General features: G+C 71.2%; 15 protein-coding genes. 6 read left to right on the top strand and 9 right to left on the bottom strand.

Annotation, left to right across the window (positions count from 1 at the left end; translation table 11 throughout):
• Positions 1–115: 115 nt before the first annotated feature.
• Positions 116–1309 (top strand): HD domain-containing phosphohydrolase, encoded by a 1194-nt coding sequence (locus tag BMZ47_RS25185; RefSeq protein WP_244536938.1) that lies wholly within the window; start codon positions 116–118, stop codon positions 1307–1309.
• Between the two features lie 155 nt (positions 1310–1464).
• The gene (locus BMZ47_RS25180; protein WP_091864836.1) at positions 1465–2490 is read left to right on the top strand and encodes a histone deacetylase family protein; all 1026 of its coding nucleotides are present in this window, start codon (positions 1465–1467) and stop codon (positions 2488–2490) included.
• A gap of 35 nt (positions 2491–2525) precedes the next feature.
• On the opposite strand, the gene BMZ47_RS25175 is transcribed toward BMZ47_RS25180, so the two are convergent.
• Positions 2526–3227: a DUF1013 domain-containing protein gene (locus BMZ47_RS25175; RefSeq protein WP_007563070.1), complete on the bottom strand. Its 702-nt coding sequence runs from the start codon at positions 3225–3227 to the stop codon at positions 2526–2528.
• 465 nt (positions 3228–3692) lie between these two features.
• Complete coding sequence (locus BMZ47_RS25170) at positions 3693–4736, bottom strand: ABC transporter substrate-binding protein (RefSeq protein WP_230368148.1); 1044 nt, start codon at positions 4734–4736, stop codon at positions 3693–3695.
• 167 nt (positions 4737–4903) lie between these two features.
• On the opposite strand from BMZ47_RS25170, the gene BMZ47_RS25165 reads away from it, so the two are divergent.
• Entirely contained in the window at positions 4904–6580 is a 1677-nt protein-coding gene (locus tag BMZ47_RS25165; RefSeq protein WP_091864880.1) for a methyl-accepting chemotaxis protein, read from the top strand.
• A gap of 93 nt (positions 6581–6673) precedes the next feature.
• On the opposite strand, the gene BMZ47_RS25160 is transcribed toward BMZ47_RS25165, so the two are convergent.
• Entirely contained in the window at positions 6674–7300 is a 627-nt protein-coding gene (locus tag BMZ47_RS25160; protein ID WP_091864834.1) for a TetR/AcrR family transcriptional regulator, read from the bottom strand.
• A gap of 104 nt (positions 7301–7404) precedes the next feature.
• On the opposite strand from BMZ47_RS25160, the gene BMZ47_RS25155 reads away from it, so the two are divergent.
• Together BMZ47_RS25155 and BMZ47_RS25150 are read left to right on the top strand one after the other, a co-directional pair.
• Positions 7405–8079: a PspA/IM30 family protein gene (locus BMZ47_RS25155; RefSeq protein WP_091864832.1), complete on the top strand. Its 675-nt coding sequence runs from the start codon at positions 7405–7407 to the stop codon at positions 8077–8079.
• 39 nt (positions 8080–8118) lie between these two features.
• Positions 8119–8394 (top strand): YiaA/YiaB family inner membrane protein, encoded by a 276-nt coding sequence (locus BMZ47_RS25150; protein ID WP_007563059.1) that lies wholly within the window; start codon positions 8119–8121, stop codon positions 8392–8394.
• Positions 8395–8422: 28 nt separating this feature from the next.
• Here BMZ47_RS25150 and BMZ47_RS25145 read toward each other — a convergent pair whose 3' ends face one another.
• From BMZ47_RS25145 to BMZ47_RS25135, 3 genes are all read right to left on the bottom strand, one after another.
• The gene (locus BMZ47_RS25145; RefSeq protein ID WP_244536935.1) at positions 8423–9352 is read right to left on the bottom strand and encodes a hypothetical protein; all 930 of its coding nucleotides are present in this window, start codon (positions 9350–9352) and stop codon (positions 8423–8425) included.
• 72 nt (positions 9353–9424) lie between these two features.
• A complete protein-coding gene (locus BMZ47_RS25140) occupies positions 9425–10369 on the bottom strand; it encodes a ribose-phosphate pyrophosphokinase (protein ID WP_007563055.1) in 945 nt (314 codons plus the stop codon).
• Positions 10370–10532: 163 nt separating this feature from the next.
• On the bottom strand, positions 10533–10769 hold the full coding sequence (locus tag BMZ47_RS25135) for a DUF4170 domain-containing protein (protein WP_007563053.1): 237 nt from the start codon (positions 10767–10769) through the stop codon (positions 10533–10535).
• Between the two features lie 265 nt (positions 10770–11034).
• On the opposite strand from BMZ47_RS25135, the gene BMZ47_RS25130 reads away from it, so the two are divergent.
• On the top strand, positions 11035–11421 hold the full coding sequence (locus tag BMZ47_RS25130; RefSeq protein ID WP_342029075.1) for a hypothetical protein: 387 nt from the start codon (positions 11035–11037) through the stop codon (positions 11419–11421).
• Positions 11422–11680: 259 nt separating this feature from the next.
• On the opposite strand, the gene BMZ47_RS25125 is transcribed toward BMZ47_RS25130, so the two are convergent.
• From BMZ47_RS25125 to BMZ47_RS25115, 3 genes are all read right to left on the bottom strand, one after another.
• The gene (locus BMZ47_RS25125) at positions 11681–12586 is read right to left on the bottom strand and encodes a sigma-70 family RNA polymerase sigma factor (protein WP_167369102.1); all 906 of its coding nucleotides are present in this window, start codon (positions 12584–12586) and stop codon (positions 11681–11683) included.
• A gap of 92 nt (positions 12587–12678) precedes the next feature.
• Entirely contained in the window at positions 12679–13095 is a 417-nt protein-coding gene (locus BMZ47_RS25120; RefSeq protein ID WP_091864826.1) for a cupin domain-containing protein, read from the bottom strand.
• 41 nt (positions 13096–13136) lie between these two features.
• Positions 13137–13886, bottom strand: a complete 750-nt coding sequence (locus BMZ47_RS25115; RefSeq protein WP_091864876.1) for an SDR family oxidoreductase — start codon at positions 13884–13886, stop codon at positions 13137–13139.
• Positions 13887–14075: the final 189 nt, after the last annotated feature.

Below are 14075 nucleotides of genomic sequence, written 5' to 3'. Positions count from 1 at the left end.
GCCGCTGCCGGCGCCCGCAGGCTCGCGTGATCGCGGGTCCGGCGTCCGGCGCAGCCTCGACCCTCTGCCCTTCCCGCGCCGGGCACGGGCCCGCGGAGCGAGACGACACGCCATGATGGACGCGCTCCTGGTTGACGACAGCGCGACCATGCGCCTGCGGCTGCGGCAGATGCTGGAGGCCAAGCCCGACGTCAGCGTCACCGACTATGCCGACCCGGCCGCGGCCCTCGTCGAGGCGCAGATGCGCGCCTTCGATCTCGTGCTGGTCGATTACCACATGCCCACGATGGACGGGATCGCGTTCATCCAGCAGATGCGCACCATCCCGCATTACGCCCAGGTGCCCATCGCGATGGTCACCAGCGACATCTCCGACGCGGTGCGGCTCGCCGCCCTGGAAGCGGGGGCGACCGACTTCCTCGACAAGTCCATGCGGGGCGTCGAGCAGACCGTGCGGCTGCGCAACCTGATCCGCCTCGCCAAGGCGGTGCGGCGGCTGGCCGAGCAGGCCGCCTGGCTCGACGGCGAGGTCGAGGCCGCCCTGCGGCACATGCGCGAGCGGGAGGAGGAGATCATCTTCCGCCTGTCGCTGGCGGTCGAGTACCGCGACAACGACACCGGCGACCACACCTGGCGGGTGGCCCGCTACAGCCAGATCGTGGCCGAGGCGCTCGGCCTGCCGGCGGAGGTCTGCCGCAACCTGTACCTCGCCGCGCCGCTGCACGATGTCGGCAAGGTGGCGATCCCGGACGGCATCCTGCTGAAGCCCGGCCGGCTCGACCCGGACGAGTTCGCCCTGATCAAGACGCACGCGACCATCGGCCAGCGCATCCTGGGCGGCAGCACCTCCGAGCTGATCCGACTGGCCGCCGAGATCGCCGAGGCGCATCACGAGAAATGGGACGGGAGCGGCTATCCGAAGGGCCTCGCCGGCCCCCAGATCCCGCTCTCCGCCCGGATCGTCGCGGTGGCGGACGTGTTCGACGCCCTGACCACGCAGCGGCCCTACAAGGAGGCGATGCCGTTCGAGGCGGCCCTGGACTGCATCCGGGCCGATAGCGGCCGCCATTTCGATCCGGCCTGCGTCGAGGCCTTCTGCGCGCGCTGGCCGGACATCCGCGTGGCCGGCGGCCAGGAGCGGGCCGCCGGCCGGCGGGGCGCCCACGCCGTCACCGAGCCCTGGGCTCGGGTGCCGACCCTGCTGCGCGAGATCGCCTCCGAGACGCCCGTCCTCGCGGGCCGGTTCGCCGACAGCCCCAACCCCCGCCCCGCCCGGGAGGAAGCCCCCGCCCTCCGGCGCCACGGGTGAGAGCGCGGGCGCGGTCGCTGCACAGGGCTCATCCGGGGAAACCTCGGATTCAAAGGTCCGAGAGATTTTGCGGGTCCAGCCCTTTGGGAACCCGGACTTCAAGCCGCGATCCGAAGGCGGGTGACGCGCGGGGCCGGGGCGCCTAACCTGCGGCCATGCGCGTCTTCCACACCGCCGCCTCCGCCCGGCACGATCCCGAACTGTACCTGCGGCGGGGCACGCCGATCCCGCATCCCGAGCAGGCCTCCCGCTACGCCATCCTGCACGCGGCGGCCCGGGACGGCGGCCACGCCCTCGCGGAGCCCGCCGATCACGGCCTCGACCCGATCCAGGCGGTGCACGATGCCGGCTACGTCGCGTTCCTGGCCGAGGCCTGGACCCGCCGGGCGGAGATCCCGGGCCTCGCCGACGAGATCCTCACCGGCAGCTTCGCCCGGCCGCAGATGCACCGGACGCCCGCCAGCCTGCTCGGGCGCGTCGGCCTTTACACCGCCGACACCTCGACCCCGATCCGGGCCGGCACCTGGGCGGCGGTCTACGGCGCGGCGCAATGCGCCGTCGCGGCCGCCGACGCCGCTCTGGAGGCCGGCCACGCCTATGCCCTGTGCCGGCCGCCCGGCCATCACGCCTACGCGGATTCGGCGGGCGGCTTCTGCTTCCTCAACAACAGCGGGATCGCGGCGCGGCGGATGCTGGCCTCTGCCGGCGGCCCCGTGGCGATCCTCGACATCGACGTGCATCACGGCAACGGCACGCAGGGCATCTTCTACGCCAGCGGGGACGTGCTCACGGTCTCGGTCCACGCCGACCCGTCGGACTACTTCCCGTTCTATGCCGGCTATGCCGACGAGACCGGGGCCGGGGCGGGCGCCGGCCTCAACCGCAACCTGCCGCTGCCGCCGGGCTCCGGCGACGGCCCGTGGCTCGCGGCCGTGGAGGCCGGGCTCGCCGCGATCGCGGCGCTCAAGCCCCGGGGGCTGGTGGTGGCTCTGGGCCTCGACGCCGCCGCGGACGACCCGATCGGCGTGCTCACGGTGACCCAAGCGGGCTTCGCCGCCGCGGCCCAGCGGATCGCGCGGGCCGGGCTGCCCACCGCGCTCGTCCAGGAGGGCGGCTACCTCTGCCCGGCCCTGCCGGAGAACCTGACGGCCTTCCTGGCGGCGTTCGACGCGGCACGCTGAGCCGGGCTCGACGCGCCGCGACGGCGTCTCCGATCCTAGTCCTCGTCGTCCTCGTCCTGGTGCCGGCCCTTGAGCTTGGCGAAGACCGAATCGGCGTCGATGCGCTCCTCGCGGCCGCCATGCTCGGCCGTCTCCTCGGGCTCGGGCGCCGTCGAGACCTCGGTGGGCAGGAGCGAGGCGCCGGATTCGGCGGCCAGGGCGGCCGGGCGGTCGGCCGCCGCGCGCTGGACCTCGAAGTCGAGGTTGATCTGGGTGGTCAGGCCCAGGGTCACCGGATCCATCGGCTGGAGCGAGCCGGAATTCCAGTGGGTGCGCTCGCGGATCTGCTGGATCGTCGACTTGGTGGTCCCCACCAGGCGGATGATCTGCGAATCCTTCAGCTCGGGGTGGTTGCGCAGCAGCCACAGGATGGCGTTGGGCCGGTCCTGGCGACGGGACAGCGGCGTGTAGCGCGGGCCCTTGGTGGTGCGCTTCACCTCCGGCAGCTTCACCTTCGAGACGGCCGGCTTGAGCTTGTAGTGCGGCGCCTTCTGGGCCTTCTCGATCTCGTCGCGGGTGAGCTGGCCGGTGGAGACCGGATCGAGCCCCTTGATGCCGGCCGCGACCTCGCCGTCGGCGATGCCCTTCACCTCGAGCGGGTGCAGCTTGCAGAAGTCGGCGATCTGCTCGAAGGCCAGGGAGGTGTTCTCGACCAGCCAGACGGCGGTCGCCTTCGGCATCAGCGGACCCTGGGACATGTGCTCTCGTGCTCCGGCCTGGCGGGACGGGGGCCGGGCACCGGGCCGCGGGCTCCGGATGCAGATCCGGAAGTCCCGTCTCACGCTATCGAAATGGGGATGGCTCACTATAGGGCCGCCCGGGGTGGGGCGCAATCGCGGGTTCGGCGGTTCGGGAGGCCGAGCGCCGATTAACCGAGGCTGTAGGCCCGGCTACAAACGGAATGTGAGCGTGACCGACTCACCCGCGAAGGCCGCACGCGGCCGGTTGCGGCCGGGAGTGCAGAGAATGGTTCTCTCTCTGGCATGGTCCAGAAAAGCGAATGGCGAGTGGAGCTTCCGCCTCCGCCTCGCCATTCCTCTCTGGGCTTGGCTACACCTTAGCAGGTGAATGCCAGGGATCGGCGGTAGCCCCCGCCGATCCCACTTCCCAATATAACGCGGCCCGGAACAGGCAACAACGTCCGCGCGGGAAGACCGACGCCCCTACTTCCCCGGCAGCCCGTGCACGATCGGGAAGAACGTGTCCTTCCAGTCCTTCGGCTCGGCCTTGATGGTCTTCATCGCGTAGAAGTGCCGGGCCTGGAGCATGATCCCGTACGGGGTGGTGGAGAAGGTCGTGCCCGGCTCCTTCATGATCGCCACCAGCGTCTCGGGGGGCGTCTTGTCGTTGGTGGCGGTGACGTAGTCCTTGGCGGCCTGGAGCGGGTCCTTGGCGATCTCGGCATTCGCCTCGTCGATGGCGGCCACGATGGCGGCGGCGAGTTTGGGGTTGCGGTTGAACCAGCCGGTGCGGGCGTAGAAGATCGCGTTGCTCACCGGCTCGCCGACCAGCTCGTAGGAATTGAGCACCGCGTGGATCGCCGGGTCCTGCAGCTCGCGCTGCTGGAACGGCGGCAGCGAGAAGTGGCTGTTGACCTCGTTCTGCGGGCTGGCGAGCGCCGCCACCGCGTCGGGATGGCCGAGCTGGACGGTGAGCGGGTCGAGCTTGGTGGCGTTCTCGGGCCCGAACGCCTTCCTGGCGGCGATCTGGAGCAGCACCGCCTGGGTCGAGACCTTCACGGAGGGCAGGGCGATCTTGTCCTTGCCGGAGAAGTCGCCGAGCGTCTTCACGGCCGGGTTGCGGGTGAGCAGCAGCATCGGCGTGCTGCCGACGCCGCACAGGCCCTTCACGTCGCCGCGGGTCCGGTCGTTGAGCAGCAGCATGTTGGTGGAGCCGCTGTCGACGATGTCGATATTGCCCGACAGGAGCGCGTCGTTGCCGGCCGCCCCGCTGGTCAGGTTCACCCACTCCACCGTGACGTCACCGAGGCCGGCCGCCTTGGCCTGCTTCTCGATCAGCTTGTGCTGCTCGGCGAGCACCGCCGGCAGGTAGACGAAGCCGGGCTGCCGGCTGATCCGGACCTTGGCGTCGTCGGCCCGGGCCGGGGCGGCCATCGCCAGCCCCGCCAGCACGAGGGCGGCCGGTCCCGCCCGGACGAGGCGGCGACAAACCTTCAGAATCGCGTCTGCCCGCGGCGTGCACATCATGTCGTTCCTCCCTTGGCCCGCCGGCATCTCGTCCGGTCCTGGCTTTCGTCGGCCGCGAGTGGACAGCGTCATCTCGATCCGCGCAAGGCCTCGACCAGTCTTCACGGCGCGCTAACGCGGAAGCTGTAAACTTGCCGCTCCTATTCTTGTCGTCCGGGGGCGGGCTCATGAAAATCGGCATCGGAGCGAAGCTCCACACGATTACGGCTACCGCACTGGTCGGCGTCGCCGTGGTCTCGGGCATCGGCCTGCTCAACCTGAAATCGCAGGTCGAGCAGGGCCGCATGGCCAAGACCCGCAACCTGACGGACGTGGCCTACGGCGTGGCGGCCTATTTCGAGGGCGAGGAGCGGGCCGGGCGGCTGTCGCGGGCCGACGCCCAGGGGGCCGCGATCCGGGCCGTGAAGACCCTGCGCTACGACGACCAGGAATACTTCTGGATCAACGACATGCAGCCCCGCATGGTGGCGCATCCGATGAAGCCCGAGCTCGAGGGCAAGGACCTCGCCGGGGTGCAGGATCCGACGGGCAAGTACCTGTTCCGAGACTTCGTCGACCTCGCCAAGCAGAAGGGCCAGGGCTTCGTCGATTATTACTGGCCCAAGGCTGGGTCCGACGCACCGGTCCCGAAGCTGTCCTACGTCCGCGGCTTTGCCCCCTGGGGCTGGGTGATCGGCACCGGCATCTATGCCGACGACACCGCCGCGATCCTGTGGAACGCGGCCTGGCGGGCGGCGGCCGGGATGCTGGTGGTGATCGCCCTGATCGCCCTGCTGGCGGCGCTGATCGGCCGCCGGGTGACGCGACCGCTCCTGGCCCTGAACCAGGCCATGCACCGCCTCGCGGCGGGCGACACCGCCGCCGCGGTGCCCGAGCGCGGGCGCAGCGACGAGATCGGCACGATGGCGGGCGCCGTGCAGGTGTTCAAGGACGCGCTGATCGCCAAGGCCGAGGCGGATACCCGCGCCGCCGGCGATGCCGAGGGCGCCGCCCGCCGCGCCGCTTCCCTCGACCGCCTGACCCGGGCGTTCGAGACCCGGGCGGGCGCGCTGAGCCGGGGCCTCGCGGCGGCGGCGTCCGAGCTCGAAGTCACCGCCCAGGCGATGACCGCCACGGCCGCGCGCGGCACCGAGCGTTCGGGCGCGGTGACCGCCCAGGCGGCCGGGACCTCGGCCGACGTCCAGACCGCGGCGGCGGCCACCGAGGAGATGTCGGCCTCGGTCCAGGAGATCGCCGGGCAGGTGCACCGCACCTCGGAGATCGCCGGCCGGGCGGCCGAGACCGCCCGCCAGGGCGAGACGACCGTGCGGGCGCTCGCCGACGGCACCGAGCGGATCGGCGACGTGGTCGCCCTCATCTCCGGCATCGCGGCGCAGACCAACCTGCTGGCGCTCAACGCCACCATCGAAGCCGCACGCGCCGGCGAGGCCGGCCGCGGCTTCGCGGTGGTCGCCACGGAGGTGAAGGAGCTGGCCAGCCAGACCGCCAAGGCCACCGACGACATCGCCACCCAGATCGGCCGGATCCAGGGCGAGACCCGGCAGGCCGTGGCGGCGATCGGCGAGGTCGGCCAGACCATCGAGGAGATGCGCAGCATCGCGGTCGGGGTCGCGGCCGCCATGGAGGAGCAGAACGCCGCGATCCAGGAGATCGTGCGCGGGGTGGTGAGCGCCGCCTCCGGGGCCCAGGCGGTGTCCGGCAGCATCGCCGACCTCCGCCAGGGCGCCGACGAGACCGGGATCGCCTCCGAGCAGGTGCTGGCCGCCGCCCGCGACCTCACCCGCGGCTCCGACGACCTCGACCAGACCGTCAAGGCGTTCCTGGCCGAGGTGAAAGCCGCGTAGGCGACGAAACCGGGTTCCCAAAGGGCTCAGCCCTTTGGCGGGGCATCGGGGCGGAGCCCCGATCGTTCGACCAGACCCGGCGCGGGGACGATTTCAGGTCCCCGAAAAGCCCCGCACCGCCGCCCGCACCAGGGCGTCGATCATCGGCCGGACATCCGCCGCCCCGAGGGGCCCGAGTCCGCCGAGATCGGCCAGGTAGGTCATGCCGTGGACGCTCGACCAGAGCGCCCGGGCCATCACCGGGATCGCGTCCTCGGCGAGCTGGCCGCCGTCGCGCAGCACGCCCTCCAGGATCCCGAACAGGGCCGCGATATCGGCCTGGACCGAGGCGGGCGCCTCCACCGTGCGCCGCTCGAAGATCGCCACCCAGGCGGGATGGTTCTGCGCCGCGAAGCCCAGATAGGCGTCGGCCAGGCACAGCAGCCGGGCGTCGGTCTCCCGGGACGGGCAGGCGGACAGCGCCGCCGCCAGGGCGTCGCGCAGGCGGCGCATCGTGATGGCGTTCGCCTCCAGCCGCAGCAGCTCCAGGCTGTCGAACTGGGTGTAGACCGAGCCGACCGCGGTGCCGGCCCGCTCGGCGACCGCCCGCGCGGTCAGCGCCCCGGGCCCGCCCGCATCCAGGATCGCCACCGCGGCCGCGATCAGCGCCTCGCGGTCCGCCTGACGGTCGGTCTGACCCTTGCGGGGACGGCCCCGCACTTTTTTCTGAACGTCGTTCATTAAATACCTTGCCGAGCCGGTCGGGCCGTGCTTATGTGTTTCATGAACGGCGTTCAATCAATTCCGGACCGGGTCCGGTGCGCCGCTCCCCGAGGTGAACCGTGATGAGGACCCTCTCCCTCCTGATGCGCGGCGCGATCGCCGACAACGCCCAGGCGCTCCACGATGCCAATGCGGTGACGATCCTGCGCCAGCAGATCCGGGACGCGGCCGGCGCCCTGGCGACGGCCCGGCGCGAACTCGCCGTCGCCCTGGCCTACCACGCCGCCGAGGCGCGCGCGCTGGACGCGATCGGCGCCCGGATCGAGACCCTGTCGGACGGGGCCCGCCGGGCGCTGGCCGACGGGCGCGAGGATCTCGGCAGCGAGGCGGCGGTCCACATCGCCGCCCTGGAGGATGAGCGCTCCGACCGGCGAGCCGCCGCCGCCCGCTTCGCCGCTGAGATCGAGCGGCTCAAGCGCCTGGTCGGGCAGGGCGGCGAGCGGCTGCGGGACCTCGACCGCGGGCTCCAGACCGCCCGGACCACCGAGGCGCTGCGGCGGGCGGGGCTCGAGGGGCGCCGGGTCACGGCCCTGTCGGCGGGCGCCCTCGGCGAGGCCGAGCGGACGCTGGCGCGCCTGCGCGAGGCCCAGGCCGCCGAGGCGGATGCCGCCGAGGCCCTGGCGGGCCTGGAGGCCGAGGCGGCGTCCGGGATCGAGGCCGACCTCGACGCCGCCGGCTACGGCCGTCCCCGCACCGATCCGCGGGCGGTGCTCGACCGCCTCCGGGCCCAGGCCTGACCCACCCCGTTCGCCACCCCAGCCACAGGAGCACGACCGATGATGCCGCAGATGCCCCACACCGCCGCCTGGAAGACCTTCACGCTGGTGAGCTTCACCGCCGCCGCCGCGATGCTGGCGATCGGGATCTTCTTCCTGCCCGCCGATATCTGGATCAAGGGCTACCTTGCCATGGCGGCGCTCTTCCTCACCGGCACGACCTTCACCCTCGCCAAGACCCTGCGCGACGAGCACGAGGCGAGCCGGCTGATCAACAAGATCGAGGACGCCGCCGCGGAGCGGGTCCTGCGCGAGGCCGTGCCGGGCCGGCTCTGACGGCGGCCTGTCGGGGGCCGGGGCCGTCTCAGGCCTCGGCCGCCAGAAACGCTGCCACGGCCTCCGAGAATTCCGGGGTGCGCAGGTAGCCGTAGGATTTGTGCCGGTTCTCGGTGCCGTCCGGCCGCCGGTAGGCGTTGATCACCGGCACGTCCCGGACCCGCACCCCGGCGGCGTTGGGCGGGTAGATCGCGGCGAGGTCGTCGCCCACCGTGGCGATGTCCTGCCGGTCCATCAGGTTGGTCCAGGCCGTGACCGCTTCGGGCACGCGCAGGTCGCCGTGCTCGGCGGCGAGCGTCAGCTTCAGCTCGGCGAGCGCCAGCGGCGAGCCGAGGGTGACCAGGGTGCAGCGGGGCAGGGCGGTTCCGTCCCGCTCGGCGGCCCGGAGCACGTCGTAGGCGATCAGCCCGCCCATCGAATGCGCGGCGATCAGCACGTCGCGATCCGTTGCCTCCGTCAGGGCCTCCAGCAGGCGCGCGCGGGCGGCGGCGCGGAACGCCGCGTCCGCGTGATAGCCCCAGAGGTCGTCGAGGCGGTGCTCCAGGATCAGGTCGTCGACCGGGGTGAGCCCGGTAGCTTCCTGCAGGTGCGAGAGGCCGCGATAGATCCGGTCGGTGAGCGTCGGCGCCGCCTGGTCGGGATCGTTCGCCGGGGAGGGGAACGGGCCGGTGCCGGGATCGGGGCTGTAGGGCTCGCGGTTGCGCCCGCCGACCAGGGGCTCGGGGTAGCGCAGGTCCGCCCAGTACACGAAGGTGAACGGCACCTCGGGCGGCGCGGCGCCGCGGTTGCGGGCGAGGCCTTCCAGGATCGCCGCGCGCCACCAGGCGGCCTTCTCATCCCGGGGTGGCTTGTTGGCGAGCCCGTGGATGCCGATGAGTGTCGTCCGACCCAGTGCCCGCCCTCCCGGATCGGCGATGCGTCCGCACCGGGAGGTAGCGCCGAAATCCGTCGCCGGCACTGCGACGAATGCTGCGCCGGTTGCCCATCGCGCCGACGGGGTGGCGCGCGTCCCTGCGCAGAGACGGCGCGGTCAGTCGAACAGGCTCGAGACGCTGGCCTCGGTGGCGGTCCGGCCGATCGCCTCGCCGAGCAGCGGCGCGATCGTCGCCACCCGGATGTTGCGGGCGAGCTTGACGGCCTGGGTCGGCTGGATCGAATCGGTGATCACCAGCTCCTTCATCCGCGAGGCGGCGATGCGCGAGACCGCGCCGCCGGACAGCACGCCGTGGGTGATGTAGGCCGAGACGTCCCGGGCGCCGGCATTGAGCAGGGCCTCGGCGGCGTTGACCAGGGTGCCGCCGGAATCGACGATGTCGTCGACCAGGATGCAGGAGCGGCCCTCGACCTCGCCGATGATGTTCATCACCTCGGATTCGCCGGGGCGCTCGCGGCGCTTGTCGACGATGGCGAGCGGGCAATCGATCCGCTTGGCGATGGCGCGGGCGCGCACGACGCCGCCGACATCGGGGGAGACCACCATGCGGTCGGCGCTCGGCAGCCGCTCCTTGATGTCGCGCACCATCACGGGGGCGGCGAACAGGTTGTCGGTGGGGATGTCGAAGAAGCCCTGGATCTGGCCGGCATGGAGGTCGAGGGTCAGGACGCGGTCGGCCCCGGCCTCGGTGATCAGGTTCGCCACCAGCTTGGCCGAGATCGGGGTCCGGCCCGAGGTGCGCCGGTCCTGCCGTGCGTAGCCGAAATACGGGATCACCGCGGTGATGCGTCGGGCCGAGGACCGACGCGCCGCGTCGATCATGATCAGCAGCTCCATCAGGTGGTCATTGGCCGGGAACGAGGTCGACTGGACGATGAACACGTCCTCGCCGCGCACGTTCTCCTGGAGCTCGACGAAGATCTCCATGTCGGCAAACCGCCGGACCATGCACTTGGCCAGCGGCAATTCGAGATAGGCGGCGATCGCCTCGGCCAAGGGCCGGCTCGCGTTGCCGGCGATGATCTTGATCGAGGATTTCATGACGTCCGCCCACTCGCGGCCGAGCTTCGCGCCGCGCTCCGAATACCGGTCCCCCGCGGGCCGGATGGATCTGATGACGGGCGAGGCTCTTAGCAGCGGGCCGGAAGTGTCACAATGCCTTCACGGGCGCACCGCACAGGCGCGCGCCCGGCCCGCCCCGGCCTCAGGCGACCGGCGGCTCCAGCAGCCGGTGCAGGTGGACCACGAAATACCGGGTCTGCGCGCTGTCGACGGTGGCCTGCGCCTTGGCCCGCCAGGCGGCCTGCGCGGAGGCGTAGTCCGGGAAGATGCCGACGATGTCGAGGCCCTTGATGTCCCGGAACCGGACGCCGTCGAGGTCCTGCAACTCACCACCGAAGACCAGATGGAGCTTCTGGTCGCTATCGATCGTCGTCGCCATGACCTCTCCTTGTCCGTCCCGCCCGCGGCGCCCCGGATGTCCGGCGCCGGCGATTCCATCGCGGGCTTCATCGACGGTTTCGCGGCCGGCCGCAACCGCGTGCGCGCAGCACCGCCGCGGCGTCGGCGCGGGTACGACACCGCCCGGTCTCCGTGCTAGATTCGCCGGCCGATCCGCCGGTCCGGCGCCCCGGTCCCGCACGGTGCGGCCGAACAGCCGGATTCCCCTGTGCCGCGTCATGCGTTAGGGGCGGCCGATGACACGCATGCCACTTCGCGTCGCCGCTCTCGCCCTCGGCCTCTGCGCCCTGCCGGCGCTGGGCCAGCCGGCCAAGGCGCCGGCCCGCCCCGGCCCGGACCGGAAGGGCGCCGGGCCGGGGACCGGACAGGTGATCGGCTGCCCGTCCCTGGCCAATTACCGGATGCTGATGCACGACGGCGCCGCCGCGGCGGCCGCCCTGCTGGCCGATCCCAAGGCGGACCATCTCGGCTGCACCCTGGTGACCCGCAGCGAGATCACCGGCCTGGTCGACCGGGTGACCCTGGGCGACCGGAGCTACGAATGCGCCGGCCTGCCGACCACCACGGCCTGCCACTGGATGGAGGCCGGAGCGGCCGCGCGGCCCGCCCCGGCGGCCGCCGCCAAGCGCTGAGGACCGCGCCTCGTCCCTGGTCGGGACTCAGCCCGCTTGGCCGTTTGAAGGGCTGCTTTGGGTGGGTTTGCGATCGTCTGCTTTCGGTCGGCAGCACGCAAGCGCAGACATCGCGCCGCGTCTGCTTCCGACTGTCGACCGAAGACCAAGGAGCGGTCGGCCGCGACCTCGGCGGTTATTGCCTTCAGCTTCCAATGGCCGGGGCACACCCTGAGAAGCGAATGTCGGGCAAGGCGACTCGGGGGCGCCCGCTGCCTGATCACTGTGTCCGCGAGGTAGGGTCCGGTGCCACCGCGAGCGCGTGCGCGACGTGGCGAAGCTTGTCGGGATTGCGGGTGATGTAGATCGCAGTGATCCGGCCGTCCTCGATGGCGAGCGCAGTGGTTTGGAGAACGTCGCCGCGCTCGCGGCTGATATAGCCGGGCAAGCCATCGATCCAGACGGGTTCGAGCATCTGCGCCCAGCCGTGACCCCATTTGCGCCGCACACCCTCGAACATGCGCAGGAGGCGGTCCAATCCGGTGATGGGGTTGATGAAGGCCAAAACCTTGCCGCCGCCATCGGAGCGCAACACCGCGTTCTCGGCGAGAAGAGTACGCAGCGCTGCGGTGTCGCCGCTGGTGGACGCCGCGAAGAAGGCCCGCGCGATCCGCTCGCCCTCTTCGCGCCCTACGGGGAAGCGCGGACGCGCAGCCTCCACGTTCCGCCGTGCCCGGACGGCGAGTTGGCGCACGGCCGCCGCCTCCCGGCCGAGCGTGTCCGCCACCTCGCCGAGCGGCACGCCGAAGACGTCGTGGAGGAGAAATGCCGCCCTCTCGAGCGGCGACAGGCGCTCCAGCGCCATCATCAGCGTCAGCGTCAGGTCATCTTTGTCGAGCCCATCCTCCTCGTTCTCGACGAGCGGCTCGGGCAGCCAAGCGCCGATGTAGGTCTCCCGGCGGGCGCGGGCCGACTTCATCTCGTCGAGGCAGAGGCGCGTAACGATGCGCGCGAGGAACGGATAGGGAGCAGCGACCTTCGTCTGGTTCACCGCTACCCAGCGCAGCCAGGCATTCTGCACGACATCCTCTGCTTCGCTGCGCGAGCCAAGCATGCGGTAGGCGATGCGCAATAGCCGCGCGCGATGGGTCTCGAAGGTCGCCGCGGCGATTTCGGCCTGCGACATGGACCGTTCCTCGTAAACGAAGCCGGTTGAGCGAAGGTGGACGACCATCGGCTATCCTTGTCGCCGTGAACAGCTGAGTTCCCGCGCCGCTGCTAGGGCCGGTCCGGCGTCGTCAACACCCGGTCGGCAGTGTCCACGACGAAGACGGCGAGGAGCTTCGAGGGCTCGGCATCGCTGGCATTGGCGCTGACACCGTGGTGATCACCGGGAATCTCGACAAAGCTTTCGCCGGTGCGGAAAACTTTCTCTGGGCCGTCGTTGATCCGGCTGCGCACCGCGCCCTCGATCACTGTTGCCGTGATGAAGGCAGATGCGGCGTGGGTGTGGGACGGTGAGGATCCGCTCGGACCGTACTCGACGAGGACGCCGCGCAGGCTCTTGCCGGGAACCGAAGGCAGCGGATGGTCGAAGATCGTCGTGACGCGGGCCTCGCCCCTCACAACATCGGCCGCCATCGCAGGAGCGGCGGAGACGGTAAAGAGGGCTGCCAGCAGAACTGCTCTGAACATGGAAGGGGACTTTCTTCGTAGAAGCGGAGAAGCGCAGCGGTTCAGGCGGCAGCGAGCCAGTTCTCAAACCGCGTCGGCCCGAGCCGCGCCGCTTCCGCATGCTCGGGAACAAGCGAACCCTTGTCGAGCGCGGCGCCGAAGTAGCGCGCCGCCCTGTCGGCTAGTACCTCCCGACGGTCGCCGGTGGATGCGATCGAGCGGGCGACGAAGTTGCGGAACGGCAGGCGGTCCGGCCCAGCGATCTCAATCGTCCCGTTGCGCGGGGAAGCAAGAGCGACATCGGCGAGCGCTGCGGCGACATCGGCGGCGGCGATCGGCTGGAAGTCGACGTCGGGAACAACGATGCGGTCGCCTGCGACGGAAGCCTGGGCAATCGTCGCGACGAACTCGAAGAACTGCGTCGCCCGGACGATGGTGTAGGGAAGGCCGGAAGCCGCGATCAATCGCTCCTGCGCCACCTTCGCGAGGAAGTATCCGTTCCCCTCAAGGCGGTCCGTGCCGACGATGGATAGGGCGACGTGATGTTTCACCCCCGCCTCGCGCTCCGCGGCGAGGAGGTTGCGGCCCGAGCGCTCGAAGAAGTCGAGCACCGCCGCGTCCTCGAAGGACGGAGAGTTCGACACGTCCACAACGACGTCGGCTCCGGAAAGAACGCCGGCCAAGCCTTCGCCCGTCAGCGCATTCACCCCGCTGCTCGGCGAAGCCGCAATGGCCTCATGTCCTTGTCGCAGCAGTTCGGCCGTCAGATGCCTGCCGACGAGGCCGCTCCCGCCAATCACCACGATCCTCATGGTACCCGTCTCCATGTTCGAGAACGGACGGGGCGGCTCCATGCCGCTTTCAGGCGTCCGTCGAACAAATGACGAGGCGGCCCGGGCCCGATGTGACATGCCTCGGGAAAAATCAGCGACGTGAGACGTGGAACTGCCGCCGGGGATCGATTGACATCCGCGGAAGCGGGACGGCGCTGGCGCCGCCCC

The sequence above is a fragment of the Methylobacterium brachiatum genome, from assembly GCF_900113845.1.
Lineage (GTDB): Bacteria > Pseudomonadota > Alphaproteobacteria > Rhizobiales > Beijerinckiaceae > Methylobacterium > Methylobacterium brachiatum.
The sequence above is the reverse complement of the archived record's forward strand: the minus strand, read 5'-3'. Positions and strand labels throughout refer to the sequence as shown.

Bases quoted from the DNA above. Each gene is read 5' to 3' on its own strand.
- BMZ47_RS25185 (WP_244536938.1), top strand. From the start codon at position 116: ATGGACGCGCTCCTGGTTGACGACAGCGCGACCATGCGCCTGCGGCTG.
- BMZ47_RS25180 (WP_091864836.1), top strand. From the start codon at position 1,465: ATGCGCGTCTTCCACACCGCCGCCTCCGCCCGGCACGATCCCGAACTG.
- BMZ47_RS25175 (WP_007563070.1), bottom strand. From the start codon at position 3,227: ATGTCCCAGGGTCCGCTGATGCCGAAGGCGACCGCCGTCTGGCTGGTC.
- BMZ47_RS25170 (WP_230368148.1), bottom strand. From the start codon at position 4,736: ATGATGTGCACGCCGCGGGCAGACGCGATTCTGAAGGTTTGTCGCCGC.
- BMZ47_RS25165 (WP_091864880.1), top strand. From the start codon at position 4,904: ATGAAAATCGGCATCGGAGCGAAGCTCCACACGATTACGGCTACCGCA.
- BMZ47_RS25160 (WP_091864834.1), bottom strand. From the start codon at position 7,300: ATGAACGACGTTCAGAAAAAAGTGCGGGGCCGTCCCCGCAAGGGTCAG.
- BMZ47_RS25155 (WP_091864832.1), top strand. From the start codon at position 7,405: ATGAGGACCCTCTCCCTCCTGATGCGCGGCGCGATCGCCGACAACGCC.
- BMZ47_RS25150 (WP_007563059.1), top strand. From the start codon at position 8,119: ATGATGCCGCAGATGCCCCACACCGCCGCCTGGAAGACCTTCACGCTG.
- BMZ47_RS25140 (WP_007563055.1), bottom strand. From the start codon at position 10,369: ATGAAATCCTCGATCAAGATCATCGCCGGCAACGCGAGCCGGCCCTTG.
- BMZ47_RS25135 (WP_007563053.1), bottom strand. From the start codon at position 10,769: ATGGCGACGACGATCGATAGCGACCAGAAGCTCCATCTGGTCTTCGGT.
- BMZ47_RS25130 (WP_342029075.1), top strand. From the start codon at position 11,035: ATGCCACTTCGCGTCGCCGCTCTCGCCCTCGGCCTCTGCGCCCTGCCG.
- BMZ47_RS25125 (WP_167369102.1), bottom strand. From the start codon at position 12,586: ATGTCGCAGGCCGAAATCGCCGCGGCGACCTTCGAGACCCATCGCGCG.
- BMZ47_RS25120 (WP_091864826.1), bottom strand. From the start codon at position 13,095: ATGTTCAGAGCAGTTCTGCTGGCAGCCCTCTTTACCGTCTCCGCCGCT.
- BMZ47_RS25115 (WP_091864876.1), bottom strand. From the start codon at position 13,886: ATGAGGATCGTGGTGATTGGCGGGAGCGGCCTCGTCGGCAGGCATCTG.